12 protein-coding genes are annotated in these 17,120 nt (G+C 44.7%); 6 read left to right on the top strand and 6 right to left on the bottom strand.

All coding sequences use genetic code 11. The features are described 5' to 3' along the window. Positions 1-49: 49 nt before the first annotated feature. Both ACZ5ZC_RS01080 and arfB read right to left on the bottom strand, forming a co-directional pair. Positions 50-1,819, bottom strand: a complete 1,770-nt coding sequence (locus tag ACZ5ZC_RS01080; protein WP_464931664.1) for a methyl-accepting chemotaxis protein — start codon at positions 1,817-1,819, stop codon at positions 50-52. Between the two features lie 101 nt (positions 1,820-1,920). After that, complete coding sequence (gene arfB / locus ACZ5ZC_RS01075; RefSeq protein ID WP_464931663.1) at positions 1,921-2,334, bottom strand: alternative ribosome rescue aminoacyl-tRNA hydrolase ArfB; 414 nt, start codon at positions 2,332-2,334, stop codon at positions 1,921-1,923. Positions 2,335-2,410: 76 nt separating this feature from the next. Here arfB and ACZ5ZC_RS01070 point away from each other — a divergent pair, with 76 nt between their 5' ends. Next, positions 2,411-3,013, top strand: a complete 603-nt coding sequence (locus ACZ5ZC_RS01070) for a beta-phosphoglucomutase family hydrolase (RefSeq protein WP_301608582.1) — start codon at positions 2,411-2,413, stop codon at positions 3,011-3,013. An 87-nt stretch (positions 3,014-3,100) separates the two neighbouring features. Here the strand turns inward: ACZ5ZC_RS01070 and ACZ5ZC_RS01065 are convergent, their stop codons facing one another. Beyond that, complete coding sequence (locus tag ACZ5ZC_RS01065; protein WP_006741142.1) at positions 3,101-4,093, bottom strand: OmpA family protein; 993 nt, start codon at positions 4,091-4,093, stop codon at positions 3,101-3,103. Between the two features lie 461 nt (positions 4,094-4,554). On the opposite strand from ACZ5ZC_RS01065, the gene aroG reads away from it, so the two are divergent. The 3 genes from aroG (at position 4,555) to ACZ5ZC_RS01050 (ending at position 8,696) form a co-directional block, all read left to right on the top strand. Then, positions 4,555-5,607, top strand: a complete 1,053-nt coding sequence (gene aroG / locus ACZ5ZC_RS01060; RefSeq protein WP_005396134.1) for a 3-deoxy-7-phosphoheptulonate synthase AroG — start codon at positions 4,555-4,557, stop codon at positions 5,605-5,607. A 142-nt stretch (positions 5,608-5,749) separates the two neighbouring features. Then, complete coding sequence (locus tag ACZ5ZC_RS01055; RefSeq protein ID WP_464931662.1) at positions 5,750-6,922, top strand: MFS transporter; 1,173 nt, start codon at positions 5,750-5,752, stop codon at positions 6,920-6,922. A 211-nt stretch (positions 6,923-7,133) separates the two neighbouring features. After that, positions 7,134-8,696, top strand: a complete 1,563-nt coding sequence (locus ACZ5ZC_RS01050) for a methyl-accepting chemotaxis protein (protein WP_161445663.1) — start codon at positions 7,134-7,136, stop codon at positions 8,694-8,696. A gap of 141 nt (positions 8,697-8,837) precedes the next feature. On the opposite strand, the gene tkt is transcribed toward ACZ5ZC_RS01050, so the two are convergent. Continuing rightward, positions 8,838-10,829, bottom strand: a complete 1,992-nt coding sequence (gene tkt / locus ACZ5ZC_RS01045; protein WP_054868067.1) for a transketolase — start codon at positions 10,827-10,829, stop codon at positions 8,838-8,840. Between the two features lie 123 nt (positions 10,830-10,952). Further along, a complete protein-coding gene (tal, locus tag ACZ5ZC_RS01040) occupies positions 10,953-11,903 on the bottom strand; it encodes a transaldolase (protein ID WP_005396118.1) in 951 nt (316 codons plus the stop codon). Positions 11,904-12,369: 466 nt separating this feature from the next. Here tal and ACZ5ZC_RS01035 point away from each other — a divergent pair, with 466 nt between their 5' ends. Together ACZ5ZC_RS01035 and ACZ5ZC_RS01030 are read left to right on the top strand one after the other, a co-directional pair. Beyond that, positions 12,370-13,371 (top strand): sugar-binding transcriptional regulator, encoded by a 1,002-nt coding sequence (locus tag ACZ5ZC_RS01035; protein ID WP_005396112.1) that lies wholly within the window; start codon positions 12,370-12,372, stop codon positions 13,369-13,371. Positions 13,372-13,502: 131 nt separating this feature from the next. Next, a complete protein-coding gene (locus tag ACZ5ZC_RS01030; RefSeq protein ID WP_464931661.1) occupies positions 13,503-14,795 on the top strand; it encodes a glycoside hydrolase family 18 protein in 1,293 nt (430 codons plus the stop codon). Between the two features lie 25 nt (positions 14,796-14,820). Here ACZ5ZC_RS01030 and ACZ5ZC_RS01025 read toward each other — a convergent pair whose 3' ends face one another. Continuing rightward, positions 14,821-17,112: a bifunctional diguanylate cyclase/phosphodiesterase gene (locus tag ACZ5ZC_RS01025; protein ID WP_054868069.1), complete on the bottom strand. Its 2,292-nt coding sequence runs from the start codon at positions 17,110-17,112 to the stop codon at positions 14,821-14,823. Positions 17,113-17,120: the final 8 nt, after the last annotated feature.

Here is a 17,120-nt window from a genome sequence, read left to right as displayed (position 1 = left end):
AAAAAGCCCGAAGCAATGATTGCCTCGGGCTTTTTATTTGTAGGGAAGGTTATTTTAGCGCGGTTTTAAATTGTGCAACTGCTTCGTCCATATCATGAGCTTGAGCAGAAACAGAGTTCACTTCGTGCAAGCATTCCTGAGCGGATTGCATGTTGTTTTCAGATATCGCGTTAAGCTCGGTGATTGAGCCACTAACTTGGTTCATCACGATACCTTGCTCTTCAATCGCAGAAGCAATGCGCTCCGAATTGCCTTGAATTGCATGCATGTCAGTGATGATCTGCTGCAGGCTAGAATCCAGTTTTTCAGAGGCATTAAGCGTTTGTTGTCCTTGATCGTTACATTGATCAATATCCGCCACGACCGTCGACATTTGAGCTTGAATATCAACAACAACTCGCGTGATTTCCTCGGTAGATTGATGAGTTCGGCTAGCTAGGGCACGTACTTCATCGGCAACAACGGTGAAGCCACGACCTTGTTCGCCCGCTCGCGCGGCTTCAATTGCTGCATTGAGAGCCAGTAAGTTAGTTTGTTCCGCAATTTCTTGGATGATGTTCACCGCACCACCAATTTTATCTACATGTTGGTTCAACGAGCCAATCGACTGCTGACTGTTCGATAAAATACTGGTCAATTGACCAATGTTGGTTACGGTGGTTTCAACAACACTTCGGCCTTGTTCGGCATTATTCGCGGCTTGATGTACACCCTCTACCGCAACCGACGTGCTTTCCGATATTTCACCTATCGTTGCCACCATTTGCTGAACCGCAGTAGCCATCGATGCAGTGTGGTCAGTTTGAGTATGGAACTGCTCCATAACCCCTTCTAGCTCACGATGCATATTATCGGTACTGGCCGTTAACTGCGCCGATTTTTCTTGGGTGCCACTAATTAACTGCTCAAGCTTATCCAACAGATCATTGAGGTGGTGGCTGATATCAAATAGCTCATCTTTGCCTTTCAAGTCAGAGCGCAGTCCCATGTTGTTTGTTTCGCTAATGCTTCGAATGGTGCCAAGCAAGCTGTTTACTCGTGTATTGATTGAGCGAGAGATCTGCCAAATCAATGCGAAAATAACACCTAAGATCAGAGCAGTAATGACCTGGTTGATAGTCGACATTTGCTCATTACGCTTTGCAGCAGCAGAGCTAAGGGCTGTCGAAAAGGTTTCAAATTGCTCTTCTACTGCATGAGATAATGCGCGAGTTTCACCAAGTAGGCCTTGGTCGTAAGCGACTCCTACAACTTGTTTTTGTGCCGCTACTAGCTTACCTGTTTTGATGAGCTCCGGAGCATATAGCCCAACAAGCAAATCACTATTGAATTGACCTGATTTGACCGCAGAGTCAAAACGAACCAACGCCAGCAATTGCTGGTGGTCGGAGCGTTGCTTGGCTTCTAACAGTGCTTGCTCGTAACCAGCAAGAAGGCCACTCTTTGCATCAAGTCCGTAGCGTTGGTAAGCACTGACCAGATTCTGAAAGCCCTTTTGGTATGCAAGGAGGTCTTGCTTGAATCGCTGACTAGAAGGTAATTCATTGCTCGTGAGTATGCTAGCAAGCTCTTTTTCGGTATTTAGAAACTTATCAACATTCGCATCAAATTTGTTTAAGTATTTGTCATTACTACGCAGTAAGAAATCTTTCTCGTTTCTGCGTAAGTTGAGTAAACGTATTTCTAGATCGCCAACGAGTTTGATGGCGTGGTTAAGTTCATTGCTCTTATTGGCGAAATGGGATGACGTACCCAAAAGGGCCACGATGCCTAAAATGGCGATAACTCCGAGGAAGTAGAGTTTTTGCCTAATAGTCATATTGTTGTTTCCTGAATAAGTAACTAAAAAGAGAAATCCAATGAGATTTCCCAAGGGCTAGCAAACGTTGTTCAACTAACATGTCGAGAAAACGACATGCATTAATACAGCACTTTCTTACGTTGCTGCTTTTTCGCTCCATGCTTGTTCTTGGTATCAAGTCTTCGGCGTTGAGAAGCGCGGGTTGGTTTCGTTTTAATACGCTTCTTCTCCTGTAAGGCGGCAGCTTTAATTAAAGCTTGAAGCCGATTCAGGGCGTCTTCCTTATTTTGTTCTTGCGTGCGAAATTGTTGCGCTTTGATGATGATCACGCCATCTTTAGTTATACGACTGTCAGAAAGAGCAAGTAATCGTTCTTTGTAGAAGTCAGGTAAGCTGGAATGTCGGATATCAAAGCGTAAATGTATAGCGGACGCTACCTTGTTAACGTTCTGGCCACCATTTCCTTGAGCTCTAATTGGGGATAATTGAATTTCCCACTCTTGAATTGTGACGAAGTTCGAAATTTTGAGCATGATAAGTAAATGCCGGTAAGGACGATTGAAAGAGCTGATAAATTAACATCACAGATGTACAAATAGAAGAAAAGACATGAGCACGATTGATTTTAGGCCCTATGAGGGATTCATATTTGATATGGATGGTACTTTAATAGATACCATGCCAGCCCATTTGGCTGCTTGGCAAGCAACCGCAGATCGCTTTGATTTTCCGTTTTGTCAGGAGTGGTTTCACAGTTTAGGGGGCATGCCGAGCTTTAAAATTGTTGAGGAGCTAAACCGTGTGCATGAGCTTTCATTAGATCCTAAAACCGTCGCTACATTTAAAATGGAAACGTTCGCTGCTATGGAGCTGCACGGGGACGTTATTCCGTGCACTAATATCGTGTTAGAAGAATATTTAGGCCACAAGAAAATAGCGGTCGGGACTGGCAGTCAACGAGAAAGTGCCATGCGCTTATTGAGCCACTCCGGTTTATTGGACAAGTTGGATGTTGTGGTAACAGCAAGTGATGTAGAGAACCATAAGCCTTTTCCGGATACCTTTTTGGTGGCGGCCGAGCATCTTGGGTTGGAAGCGTCACAATGTCTTGTATTCGAGGATACCGAGCTAGGTAAACGAGCGGCGCATGCAGCGGGTATGGATTGTGTTATGGTGCACGATAACGAGTTAATCTTTTTTCCAAAACCATAGTAAAAAGAGCGATAAAGCGAGATCAAAATGGGGTGCAAACGCACCCCATTAACTTTTACAACATCATAGATAAAGTATCATAGATGTTTATTCAGGTTGAACTAGCTCTTGGTATTCAAACGAAGGAACCACAACCTCTACGCGACGGTTTTTCTCACGACCTTCACGAGTGCTGTTGTCAGCAACTGGGTTTTCTTCACCCATGCCTTTCACAGTTAAACGATCTGAGTCAATGCCTGCAGCAGTTAGGTAATCCGCAACAGATTGAGCACGACGCTCAGACAGTTTTTGGTTGTAAGTCGCAGGACCAGAGCTATCCGTGTAGCCAGTGATCTCTACTTGAGCTTGAGGGTATTCGTTCAAGAATGATACGAAGTTGTCTAGACGCTCCGAAACAGACTCTGTTAGCTTAGCACTGTCGAATTCAAACGTACCTGTACCGTACTCTTCTTTGTGCACTTTGCTCATCATCACTGGTTCTGGATCTGGCTCAACCACTTCTTCTGTTACAACTGCCGCAACCACTGGCGCAGCCGCAAATTTGTAGTTAAAGCCGATACCGAAGAAGTTAGCGTCCATGTCGTCCCATACGTCATCAGACAGGTCTTGATAGCGTTGATATTCTGCGCGTACGCTCCAGTTTCTGTCGATAGTGTATTCAGCACCTAGCGAGCCAGTTGGAACGAAATCTTTTTCGTCATCAGACATCATGTAAGCACCACCGATCTTAGCGAATAAGTTCCAAGATTCGTTCAAGTGCCAGTTAAATTTAGGTGCGAGAGTTAAAGCCGTTAAATTGCCGTCGATCGTATTAACTGTATTAGCCCCTGACTTAAAGTTAGCTTTGTAATCGCCTAAGAAGTCGACACCATACTCTAGCCCGATGATATCGGTGAAGTCATAACCGATATGTAGTCCAGCACCAAAAGCTTCATCATCACAAGGGCTATTTAGATAGCAAGCATCGTCAAGTGTAGTCATGCCTACTTTGCCCCCGATATACATTTCAGCTTGAGCAGAGTTTAAAAGCGCGCTACTACCAGCTACCACTGCTGCTACTGCAATTGCTACTTTGTTCATAATGTTTCCTTGTATTGATTGCATATTAACTTCTACTTCGTTTTATCAAAAAATTAGAAAAAACCAGCGTTTATAAGAAATTAGTTTAATATTCTAATCATTTCATATCAAGCAACAATATCTTTGAACTTGATCAACATTTACTAACCAATAACACCTCACAAACTTCTGATATTTCTTACATTGTAGTAAAGATTTTTGGGGTCATAAGAAAATTGATGATTATTTTGAACTTTTTTTTGTAAACTTTATTTTACATCGTGCGTGGTGGTTAACAGGTGGTTTTTATTTGCATTTATTTGCAAAAACTGATTGCAAGTCTACGCCTAAGCCGATAAGTTACTTAAACGCTAGACAGAAAATGACCAGAGCCCTTGATGCTGCTCGCTTTGTGAACAATGTTGCAATGAGTTCAGTTGGCAAAAAATTGGGTCGGAAATAAAAACCAGGAAGTAGAAGTAATGTTTCAAACTGATGATGTAAGAATAAATAGAGTAAAAGAGTTATTGCCACCTGTAGCAGTATTAGAGAAGTTCCCAGCGACTGAAACCGCTTCTTCGACCACTTTTGATTGCCGTAATGCCATTCACAATATTCTTGAAGGAAAAGATGACCGATTACTTGTAATTGTTGGCCCGTGTTCCATTCACGATCCTGCTGCTGCGGTTGAATATGGTAAAAAGCTAAAAGTATTACGTGATGAACTTGGGGAACAGTTAGAAGTTGTGATGCGAGTTTATTTTGAGAAACCGCGTACAACGGTAGGATGGAAAGGTCTGATCAACGACCCTTACCTAAATGATACCTACAAGCTGAATGATGGTCTGCGTATTGGACGTAAGCTTCTTCTTGATCTTACCGATATGGGCTTGCCGACCGCGAGTGAGTTCCTAGATATGATCACGCCTCAGTACGTGGCGGATCTGATCAGTTGGGGGGCTATCGGTGCTCGTACGACAGAATCTCAGGTTCACCGTGAGCTTGCTTCTGGCCTTTCTTGCCCTGTTGGGTTTAAAAATGGTACAGACGGGAACATTAAGATCGCGAGCGACGCGATTCGTTCTGCAAGTGCTTCTCACCACTTCCTATCAGTAACAAAATACGGTCATTCTGCGATCGTAGAAACCGCTGGCAATCCTGATTGCCATATCATTCTCCGTGGTGGGAAAGAGCCAAACTACAGTGCAGCGCATGTTGCTCAAATTAAAGATGAGTTAGATGGTGCAGGGCTACCGAAAAAAGTGATGATTGATTTTAGCCACGCTAACAGCTCGAAGCAGTTCAAACGTCAAATGTTGGTGTCTGATGACGTATCAGAGCAAATCGCTGGTGGCGAAGAAGCAATTTTTGGTGTGATGATTGAGTCTCATTTAGTTGAAGGTCGACAAGACCTAGTAGATGGCAAAGCGGCCACTTATGGTCAGTCGATTACCGATGCATGTATCGGTTGGGAAGATACGGAAACCGTACTTCGTCAGCTTTCAGATGCAGTAAAAGCGCGCCGTAACAAATAAGCTCAACAGAAAGAACTTTTTTTAAAGAGCCAGAGGCATTGTGCCTCTGGCTCTTTTTATTGAGAATTACTCGCATCTCTTTCTATTGTTTCTGCTTTCCTATATGTTATCTGTATGCGCTGTAACCAAAAGGAATTTGGAATTGAATCGTAATGTATGGCTATTATCCCTTTGCCAAGCCCTATTAATGACAGGGAATATTTTACTCATATCTGTTATTGCCCTTATTGGCAAAACACTTGCGCCGTCATCAAGTTTTATTACGTTGCCCGTTGCGCTGCAATTTTTAGGACTGATGGCTGCGACGATCCCAGCATCACTAATTATGGGCAAGTTGGGACGTCGACTTGGGTTTAGTCTCGGTAATGTTATTGGCATTTTGGGTGCCAGCCTAGCGACGTATGCGTTAAGTCAACAGAACTTCTATCTGTTCTGTGTTTCTACCTTTTTGCTTGGTGTTGGTATTGGCTTCGGTACGCTATACAGATTTGCTGCTATTGAAGTGTGTGAAGACTCGGCAAGACACAGGGCGATTTCGATATCTATGGCGGGAGGGGTACTAGCGGCGATACTTGGCCCTAATTTGGCGGTGTATTCACAGCAATGGTCAGATGATGGTTTGTACATTAGTGCTTTTGCCGTGCTTATTGGACTTTATATAACTGCGTTGATCGTGCTGCAAACGATTCGTTTTCCACCAGCACACACGCAAGTTCTACATACTAAAGCGGATAAAGTGGGGCATATTATCCGTCGACCTAATTTCATGCTAGCGGTTATCGCCGCAATGGTTGCGTATGCGGTAATGAACATTTTAATGACAGCAACGCCTCTGGCGATGATTGGTTGTGGCTTTGATTTTGACAAAGCGGCAGGAGTGATCGAATGGCATGTGCTGGGCATGTTTGCACCGGCGTTTGTCACGGGACGCTTGATAGAGCGGTTTGGCGCGAAGAATATGATTTTAGCCGGTGGATTTCTATTTGTTGCTTGTATTGGAATTAACATACACGGAGTGTCCATTTGGCACTTTAGTCTTGCTTTAGTTCTGTTAGGCGTTGGTTGGAACTTTATGTTTATCGCGGCAACTGGGTTATTTAGTCAAAGCTATGAAGCGAAAAACAGGAGCAAGGCTCAAGCGTTTAATGAATTCTTCGTGTTCAGTTGTGTCACTATCACTGCATTACTATCTGGCTGGCTTGAATCCACCGTAGGTTGGCAAAACCTTAATTTGTACGTTCTTCCTTTTGTGTTACTCGTCATCGTGATGTTTGCTTTGAAAACGAACAAAGAAACGGAATCCCAAACTGCTTGATTAGATCTTCTATACATAGCCCGGCATAACGTGTCGGGTTTTGTTTATTAGCTCAACTCCACAACTTCTTCTTTATATTTTTATTGATAATGTGAATTCCCACACTAAAAATGTCGAATTGATAAGACTTTTTGTCTAACTTTTTGTAATAAAAATAAAAATCCTGTATATATCTTGCCGAAAATCAATAAAAACTACAGAAGTTTCGTCTATGTCAGTCAATATTTCTCATAAAGCTCAAGAAACTCTCGTGAGGGAGTCTGAGGAACTCGTCTCAACAACGAACCTACAAGGTGTTATTACGTATTGTAACGAAGCCTTTTGCCGTGTTGCTGAGTACACTCACGAAGAACTCGTCGGCCAGAACCACAATATCGTTCGCCACAATGACATGCCTAAAGCCGCTTTCGGCGATATGTGGGCACGTCTTAAGCAAGGCAAAGCCTGGCGCGGCATGGTTAAGAACGCCACTAAGTCGGGCGGTTACTATTGGGTTGATGCCTATGTCACCCCTATTTATGAAAATAACCACGTTGTTGGTTATCAATCTGTGCGCGTGAAGCCAAAGCGAGAGTGGGTTGATATAGCCACGAAAGCCTACAAGAGTATGCGCGCCGCCGAGAAGTCAGGTCGTACTTGGTCGTTGAAACTCAATGAAACCATTCGCTATGCGATTCTACTTGGCGCATTGACCGCACCTGCTGCCGCATATGCATTGTCTATTGAAGGTCCATTGGCTTGGCTTGCAAGTGCACTACCTGCGAGTGTTCTAGCGTTGTTATTCCGCCAAGAGTTAATTGATACGCCTCAACAACTGAAAAAGTTACAAAAGCAATACGACAGCGTGAGTCGCTTGATCTATTCCGGCAACACGGCGTTTTCGATTGCTGATTTCCATATCAAAATGCTGTCCGCTAGAATTCGAACCGTGTTGGGAAGAATGACAGACTCCGCACTGCCGTTGCAGCATTGTGCTGAAGAGTTGAGCCAAACCACAGCAGAAGTTTCGGCTGCATTAAATCAGCAAAACACCGATATTCATCGCGTACGTGATGCGACTCAAGAGGTGGAGTCTTCGGCGAATTCAGTCTCTTCTAGCACCAATGATGCCCATATGCTAATTGATGACACCTTGAAGTCATGCTTGATGGCGAAGGAAACCATCGATCAAACGCACACCAATCTAACGCAGTTGAGCCTTCAAGCTGAAAAAGCGACGGAAACTACGTATCAGCTGAGTGATCAGGCGCAGAAAGTGAATCATTTGATGGAAGAGATTGGTGGGATCGCAGAACAAACCAATTTACTGGCACTTAACGCGGCAATTGAAGCGGCGAGGGCGGGTGAGCAAGGTCGTGGTTTTGCTGTTGTTGCCGATGAGGTGCGCGCGCTCTCTGGTCGCACATCCAATGCAACTGAACAAATCCAAGCGTCTATCTCTGCTATGTTGGCGACGATACAAAGTTGGCAAAAAGACATTCTGGCAAACAAAGAGCAAACGGATACATGTTCTCAGGTTGCCGAACAAAGCGCGCTTCGTTTGTCTGAGGTTGAACAGATGATGCAAAGCATGAGTGGGTTGATGGTCGATGTGGCGGAAGCGGCGAATAACCAGCTGAAGCTATCCAGCGATGTAAATCAGCATATTCACTCTATTGCTTCTACGGCAGAGCAAAACTTGGCAGCAACGCACTCCGTAGAGCAAAACAGCCGTCAGTTGAAAGAGCAAGTACAAGATTTCTATCAGCTCGCGCTTCGATTTGAAGACAAATAGCCGTAACGAAAGTCGTTGTGTTCACTTTCTGGCTGTGTTTATACAAATAGGGGCCAGATAAAAGAAAGCCCCGCCATTGCTGGCGGGGCTTTTCAGTTTTCACATTCGCAATAGAGAAAACTGATTATCTTTTTACTGCAATTACGCTAGTAGTTCTTTTGCTGTATTTACTACGTTTTCGGTAGTGAAACCGAACATTTTGAACAGTTCACCAGCAGGTGCAGATTCACCGAATGAAGTCATACCGATGATGCGACCGTCGAAGCCTACGTACTTGTACCAGAAGTCAGCGATACCTGCTTCGATAGCGATACGAGCTGTTACGTCTGATGGTAGAACGGTTTCACGGTAAGCGGCGTCTTGCTTGTCAAATGCATCTGTTGATGGCATTGAAACAACGCGTACTTTCTTACCTTCAGCAGTTAGCTGTGCTGCTGCTTCTACTGCTAGTTCAACTTCAGAACCTGTTGCGATAAGGATTAGCTCTGGCTTGCCTTCGCAATCTTTCAGGATGTAACCACCTTTCGCGATGTTTACTAATTGCTCCGTATCACGCTCTTGTTGCGCTAGGTTCTGACGAGAGAAGATAAGCGCAGTTGGTGCATCTTTACGTTCAATCGCTAGTTTCCAAGCCACTGCTGATTCAACTTGATCACATGGACGCCATGTGCTCATGTTTGGCGTTAGACGTAGCGATGCCATTTGTTCAACCGGTTGGTGAGTTGGGCCATCTTCGCCAAGACCGATAGAATCGTGCGTGTACACTTGGATGTTCTGAATCTTCATCAGAGCCGCCATACGCATTGCGTTACGTGCGTACTCCATGAACATTAGGAATGTCGCGCCGTAAGGAACGAAACCACCGTGTAGCGCAATACCGTTCATGATCGCCGTCATACCGAATTCACGTACACCGTAGTGGATGTAGTTACCAGAGAAGTCACTTGCTTCTAGAGACTTAGAACCAGACCACATGGTTAGGTTAGAAGGCGCTAGGTCAGCAGAGCCGCCCATGAACTCAGGTAGTAGAGCACCAAATGCCTCTAGAGCGTTTTGAGATGCTTTACGTGATGCAATATTTGCTGGGTTTGCTTGAAGATCGGCAATGATTTGGCTTGCTTTCTCTTCCCACTGTGCAGGAAGCTCACCGTTTACGCGGCGTTTAAATTCAGCTGCCAGCTCAGGGTACGCTGCTTCATAAGCTGCAAATTTCTCGTTCCACGCTGCTTCCTTAGCTGCGCCTGTTTCTTTCGCTGACCATTCTGCGTAGACTTCTTGCGGAATTTCAAAAGGACCGTGCTCCCAACCTAGTTCTTTGCGTGTTGCTGCGATTTCTTCTGCACCTAGTGGTGCACCGTGACAATCGTGTGAACCAGACTTGTTTGGTGAACCAAAACCGATGATTGTCTTAGTACAGATAAGTGTAGGGCGAGGATCCGCTTTCGCCGCTTCGATTGCTGCGTTGATCGCTTCAGAATCGTGACCGTTTACTGCCGGGATTACGTGCCAGCCGTACGCTTCAAAACGCTTAGGCGTGTCGTCAGAGAACCAACCTTCAACGTGACCGTCGATAGAAATGCCGTTGTCATCCCAGAATGCGATCAGTTTGCCTAGACCTAGTGTACCAGCTAGAGAACATGCCTCGTGCGAGATACCTTCCATTAGACAGCCGTCGCCCATGAACACGTAAGTGAAGTGGTCAACGATGTCGTGGCCTTCTTTGTTGAACTGTGCTGCTAGCGCTTTCTCAGCTAGAGCCATACCAACCGCGTTAGTGATGCCTTGACCTAGAGGACCCGTTGTGGTCTCGATACCAGGCGCGTAGCCGTACTCTGGGTGACCAGGAGTCTTAGAGTGAAGCTGACGGAAGTTTTTCAGATCATCGATAGATAGCTCGTAACCGCTCAAGTGCAGTAGAGAGTAAATTAGCATTGAGCCGTGGCCGTTAGACAGTACGAAACGGTCGCGGTCTGCCCACTCAGGGTTTGATGGGTTGTGGTTTAGGTGAGAACGCCAAAGAACTTCAGCGATATCAGCCATGCCCATAGGTGCACCTGGGTGACCAGAGTTAGCTTGTTGAACACCATCCATGCTTAGCGCACGGATTGCATTTGCTAGATATTTACGATCCATAGTGATTACTTCTCGATAAGGGTTTAAATAGAGGGAACTCGTCGAAACAAGTTCAAATAGAAAATCTTGAATAAGCGCTGATGGTAAAAGCGAGTAGACGGGCTACTCGCTTTTGGTAAGCAATTAAAGCTTAGCTTCGATCATCGCTTCTAGTTTACCTTGGTCAACGGCGAAGTTGCGGATGCCTTCAGCCAGTTTCTCAACCGCCATTGGGTCTTGGTTGTGTTCCCATAGGAACTCAGAATGAGTCATTGGTGCAGGACGCTCAGCTGCGCCTTTAGAATCAACTAGCTTCTCAACCACTTCACCTTCTGCAGCTTCTAGCTCAGCAAGTAGAGCAGGAGCGATAGTTAGACGGTCACAGCCAGCCAGTTCTAGGATCTCACCGATGTTACGGAAGCTTGCGCCCATTACGACAGTTTTGTAGCCGTACTCTTTGTAGTAGTTGTAGATCTTAGTTACAGACAGTACGCCTGGATCTTCTGAAGCTTCGAAGTCACGGCCTTCTTTCGCTTTGTACCAGTCCATAATACGGCCAACGAATGGAGAGATTAGGAATACGCCAGCTTCTGCACAAGCACGCGCTTGAGCGAATGAGAATAGAAGCGTTAGGTTACAGTTGATGCCTTCTTTCTCTAGGATTTCTGCTGCGCGGATACCTTCCCAAGTAGACGCTAGTTTGATAAGGATGCGGTCGTTAGTGATGCCTGCATCGTTGTACATTTTTACTAGTTGACGTGCTTTCGCTACGCTTCCTTCCATATCGTAAGATAGGCGTGCGTCAACTTCTGTAGAGATACGACCTGGAATAGTTTTTAGGATTTCTTTACCGATGTTTACTGCAAGCATGTCACAAGTGTCTTGAACTTGTTGAGCTTTGTCGTTGCTCTGTGCTTTAGCATATTCGATTGAAGCATCGATTAGAGGTGCGTACTCTGCGATTTGAGCGGCTTTCAGGATAAGAGAAGGGTTAGTTGTTGCGTCTTCTGGTTGATACTTTTTGATTGCATCAATTTCGCCAGTGTCTGCTACTACAGTCGTTAGTTTACGAAGTTGCTCTAACTTGTTGCTCATAATCGATCATCCTATTTAAATGGGCTTAAGCGTGATTTTTGTTATCACAGCTTGTGCATTTGCAAGCGAGTTAGCTAATCGTCTCATCGCATTTAATGAGACATCTGCTCAGCCAACTACGGAAAATTTCGTTACCGAACAAATGCAATGAACATTTGATCGATAGCTGAGTAAATGATGTGTCCATATTTATCCTATCTATGCTGAAAGTCAATCGCTGAAATCGACTTATAGTGAACTTCATCAACGTTTTTTTACTGTGTGTTTAGTGGTTAACCCAAATAAACGTTTGCCCTTATTGTTCAAAGCTTGAGCGTTGTACGCTAGGGTAAAAAATTGTAGTGAGAAAATGTTATTGCGATGAGCAAATGTAGCGTTTAAATTGATAAAGAACATATGCTAAGTCAATGAGCATATGCTCACTTATTGCATACAATATCGATCCTCTTAAAGGGCGAGAGAAACCATGAGCAGTTCTAATCAAGATATTTCCATTGAAAACACGGATTTGTTGACAGAGATTTCCGTCGCGTATTATCAAGACGGTGCGACTCAGGAAGAGATATCGAGAAAATTTGCCATATCACGCGCAAAGGTCGGGCGAATGCTCAAGCAGGCGCGTGATGAAGGCATCGTTGAAATCACCGTTAAATACCACCCGGTGTTTAGCGCCAAGATTGAGCAACGTTTGATCGAGCGATTCGGCGTTAAGCGTGCGCTTGTCGCTCTTGATCAGCCAAATGAAGAGGCACAGCGACTACAGGTGTCGGGATTGGTGTCCAATTATCTCACCAGCACGCTTAAAAACGGCATGGTGGTGACCGTTGGACAAGGGCGCAACGTATCTTCTGTCGCTCATCATATTGGTGTTATTACGCCGCGTGACTGTAAGTTTGTATGTGGTATCGGCGGTATTCACCCACGTGGTGGTATGTATAACGCCGATCACATTTGTCGTCAGTTAGCGAAAAAGTACGGTGGAACGTCCGAAACTCTCTATGCGCCTGCTTACGCAGAAAATAGAGAACAGAAGTTGGCTTTCATGCAAAATGCAACCGTGAAACAAACACTCGATTTGGCACGTAAAGCCGATGTCGCTTTGGTCGGTATTGGTGACATGAGCGAAAACAGTTACATGGTGGACTTAGGTTGGTTTACGCCTGATGAGGTCGTTCAATCGAGACTTCAACAAGGCGTGGTCGGGGACTTTGCAGGTTATGATTTCTTTGATATTCACGGTAATGTTGCCAACACCGTAATGAGTGACCGAGTGATTGGCCTTGGTATTGAAGAGTTTCGCCCAATATCGGAAGTCATCGCGATTGCAGCGGAGAACAGCAAGCCGCTCGCCTTACTTGGAGCATTAAGAACCGGAGCGATAGACGTGATCGCCACGAGCGTCAGCAACGCATTAACGGTACTCAACTTAGATGAGCAAATGCACGGCAACGCGGCATCTGAGAGTTAGCACAAATAATATGCAACTTATGTAATCAGGCTGCGAGGAGTTATAAATGACTCGCAGCCTGATTTCGTTTTCAAGTTAAAAATATTCTCTAGGAGTAGCTTTAAATTTGCACATCTACTCTGGAGAACACAATGAACAAGACACTTCTTGCTGCACTGATTATGGGGCTGACTGGTGCGGCGCACGCCGAGCAAAAAGTCGTAGCAGGTTACTTTGCGGATTGGCAGTACGCAAATGCAGAAAACCCATACACGGTGAACGATATTCCCGCCGATAAACTGACGCACGTGATTTACGCGTTTCTTAGTATGTGCGGCCCTCATACCGGTGCTTCTGAAACGGTACAAAAACTGGTTGCCGAACAATGTGAAGGAAAAGATCCGTATACGGCGATCATTGTCGATACCGAAGCAGCATTAGAAAAGGACTTTGGCGATGTCTCCGTTAACGTGCCATACAAAGGCCACTTCGCTCAACTTGCTGAAATGAAGAAACAACATCCTGATCTTAAAATTCTCCCTTCTTTTGGTGGTTGGACAATGTCCGAACCGTTCCATGCTATGGCAAAAAACAAACAAGCGATGGATCAATTCTCAAAAACTGCCGTTGAGTTGATTGCTCAATATGATTTCTTTGATGGTATTGATCTGGATTGGGAATACCCTGGTGGTGGCGGTTTAACAACGTCGCCTTGGAACCCTGACACCAAGCTTTCTGATGAGCAAAAAGTATCTGAGCGTGAGGCCTTTACCTATTTGGTGAAAACCATGCGTGCAGAATTAGATGAACTCACAAATCAAACCAAACGTGAATACGAGCTCTCTACTGCTGTTGGCGTTGGTCCAAAAGCAGCAGGTATCGATTGGAAAGCCGCGGAGCCGTACCTAACTAACATGTTTGCAATGACGTATGACTTCCTTGGTGGTTGGGGGCAGCAAACCGGGCATACTACCAACTTGCATGCGACTGAGCGAAGCTGGTGGGGCATGGGCGCAGACGTGTTTATTAATCAGATGATTGAGCTCGGTATTCCAAGTGAGAAGCTGGTGATTGGCGCTGCGTTTTACGGGCGTGGCTGGCAAGGCACCAAAGACTTCTCGGGTGGCTTACCAACGCAAGATCTTGTATCCGAGCAAGGAGCGCAGTTTGGTACGGGTGAGAACGGCTATTTCATGTTCTGGGATTTGGTGAAGAACTATGGAGCGGAGCAGGGCTACGAGTACAAGTATGATGAGCAATCTCAAGCGCCTTACTTGTGGCATCCTGTAAAGAAAGTCTTTATCTCTTACGAAGATCAACGCTCGATCAAAGCCAAAGCAAATTGGGCTAAACAGGCGAACTTAGGTGGCATTTTTACCTGGGAATTATCAGGCGACCCGAAAGGCGAGTTGGTGGAGGTGATGTACCAAGAAATGAATAAATAAAACCTTCTAAGCAAAGCGATCGTAATTATTCAACTACGGTTTCTTTGCTTTGGTTCTGCCTCGTAAAAGCGATCAAGTCTTCAAGCGATAAAGGTTTAGAGTAGAAGTAGCCCTGAATCAAATCACAACCGCAAGCTTTTAACTCATTCAGTTGTTGCAGCGTCTCTACTCCTTCAGCCAGTACTTTCATTTCAAAGTTTTTGCCGATAGAAATGATATTCTTAACCATATTCAGCGCTTTTTTGTCATGCTCAATGTGATCGACAAAGCTCTTGTCAATCTTCACCTCGTCAATAGGTAGCGTACGCAACATGCTTAATGAAGAGTAGCCAGTCCCGAAATCATCGAGCGAGATTTTAAAGCCAAGAGCATGCAAGCGCTCGCAAATTGGTGCGAACTTTTCAAGATCTTCAATAAACAGGTTTTCGGTGATCTCTAGGGTAATCTTTGAACATTCGATGCCGCGTTTCTCAATAGCATTCATAAGATTAGTAATGAATTTGGCGTGAACAAACTGTTTGACCGAGATGTTAATAGACATCTGGATAGATGTATCAATATTACCAGTCAGTTTAGCCATATCTGTCAGGCTATTTTCAATGATTTGTTCACCAATACGAACCATCAACCCTGTGCTTTCTGCGACGGGAATAAATTCACTTGGTGGGACTAAGCCGAGCTCATCATCACTCCAACGAATAAGCGCTTCGACACCATAAATATCGCCTTCTAGGTTTAACTGAGGTTGATAAACCATATGAAGCGCTTGCTTATCTATCGCGAGCCTCAGGCGTTGCTCAATTTTCATTTTACGCAGGTGTGTAGCTTGCATCTGCTGATTGAACAGGCTGTATACGTTGCGTTGTTTTTTCGCTTGATACATCGCAATATCGGCTGACAGGAGCAATTCATCTAATGTTTCACCATGGTGTGGATAGCAGGCAATACCAATACTGCAACTGAGCAGGAACTGACTGTCATTGACTTCGTAGGGTTCTGATAGCGCATTTATTAAGTCGCTCGCTAGTCTTTTAACGCTTACTTCATCAATTCGATTCGTTAGAAAAATAAACTCGTCACTGGCTTCACGGATGATTAATCGGCCATCGTTAACAAAGGTGTTTAAGCGGATAGATATTTGTTTTAGAACTTCGTCGCCAAAGTCATGACCATGTGTGTCGTTGACTGATTTGAAATTATCAATATCGATAAACATCAAAGAAAAAGGATTCCCTTTCCCTGAAAGCCAATGTCGAATGTTTGCGCGTAGGTACTCTCGGTTTGGTAATCCAGTGAGATGATCGTGGTTCGCTTGATAGAGCAAACGCAGTTTTGTTTTATGTTCATTGTTCGCAATGGAGCGGAATAAAGCGTAAAAAGCACCTTGGACGATAAGAAAAACAATCGAGTACAGTGCAAACTGTTCGTAAAATCCGCGCTTAATAAAATTCAAATCTGTCGAGGAAGAGGCCCAAAGATGATAATCAGGAAGGTATCTCAATGTGATTAACTCACTCAGGCGAGAATTGTCGACAACAATATTTAGCGCTCGTGTGAGCTTTTTTAGTTGCGCTATATCCCAGCCTGAATCTTTTGTGATTTGAGCCATAACGGCTTTTATATCTAAATCATTGGCAGGTTTTAGGTAATCTTCTAGGGTTGTGTCTTCTGACGAGCTAAAAGTAAGGTAGCCATCACTGCGGATCAATGTGACCCGGTTGTGCTCATTGGCATGGATGTCGTTACGAAAAACCGAAGATGAATTCATATTAAAGCCAGCCGTCATCACTGCTTGTACAACACCATCTTTATTTGGAATTGCTTTTCGGATCGGAATCACAAGTGAATCTTGAGCTGGCATAAAATACGTTCGACCTATAATCATTCGGTCGGAGTTGAGCGCTGCCAAAAAGGTATCACGAGTCAGTGGATCTTGTTTTAGATTATGCAGCTTTGCCAAGATCAAGTTGGAGCTTACGGCGATGTAGTCTCCATCGGGGTTGGTTAGGCCGAATCCAATAATCGCCGGATGGATACTGAGCAGTTTGTCCAGCATCGGGCGAGTTTGAACTGCTGCTGTACGAGTAAAGTCATTTCTCTCGACCAACTGATGACCAATGACTTCAAGTAACGATTCTTGTCCTTTCAGAAGTGATTCGACAGAAGAGGCAAACAGCTCCAATTGTAGGAGCTGCTTATCTTTGTACTTATTCAGGGTTGACTCATAATGGTAGCGGCCAAACAACACGAACAGCACGGCGCTTATCGTAAGTAGCGCCATGTATAGTGTCCAAATGTTCTTCTTTAACCTGACCATGCCGCTTC

It is taken from the genome of Vibrio sp. JCM 18905, from assembly GCF_055393305.1.
The sequence above is the reverse complement of the archived record's forward strand: the minus strand, read 5'-3'. Positions and strand labels throughout refer to the sequence as shown.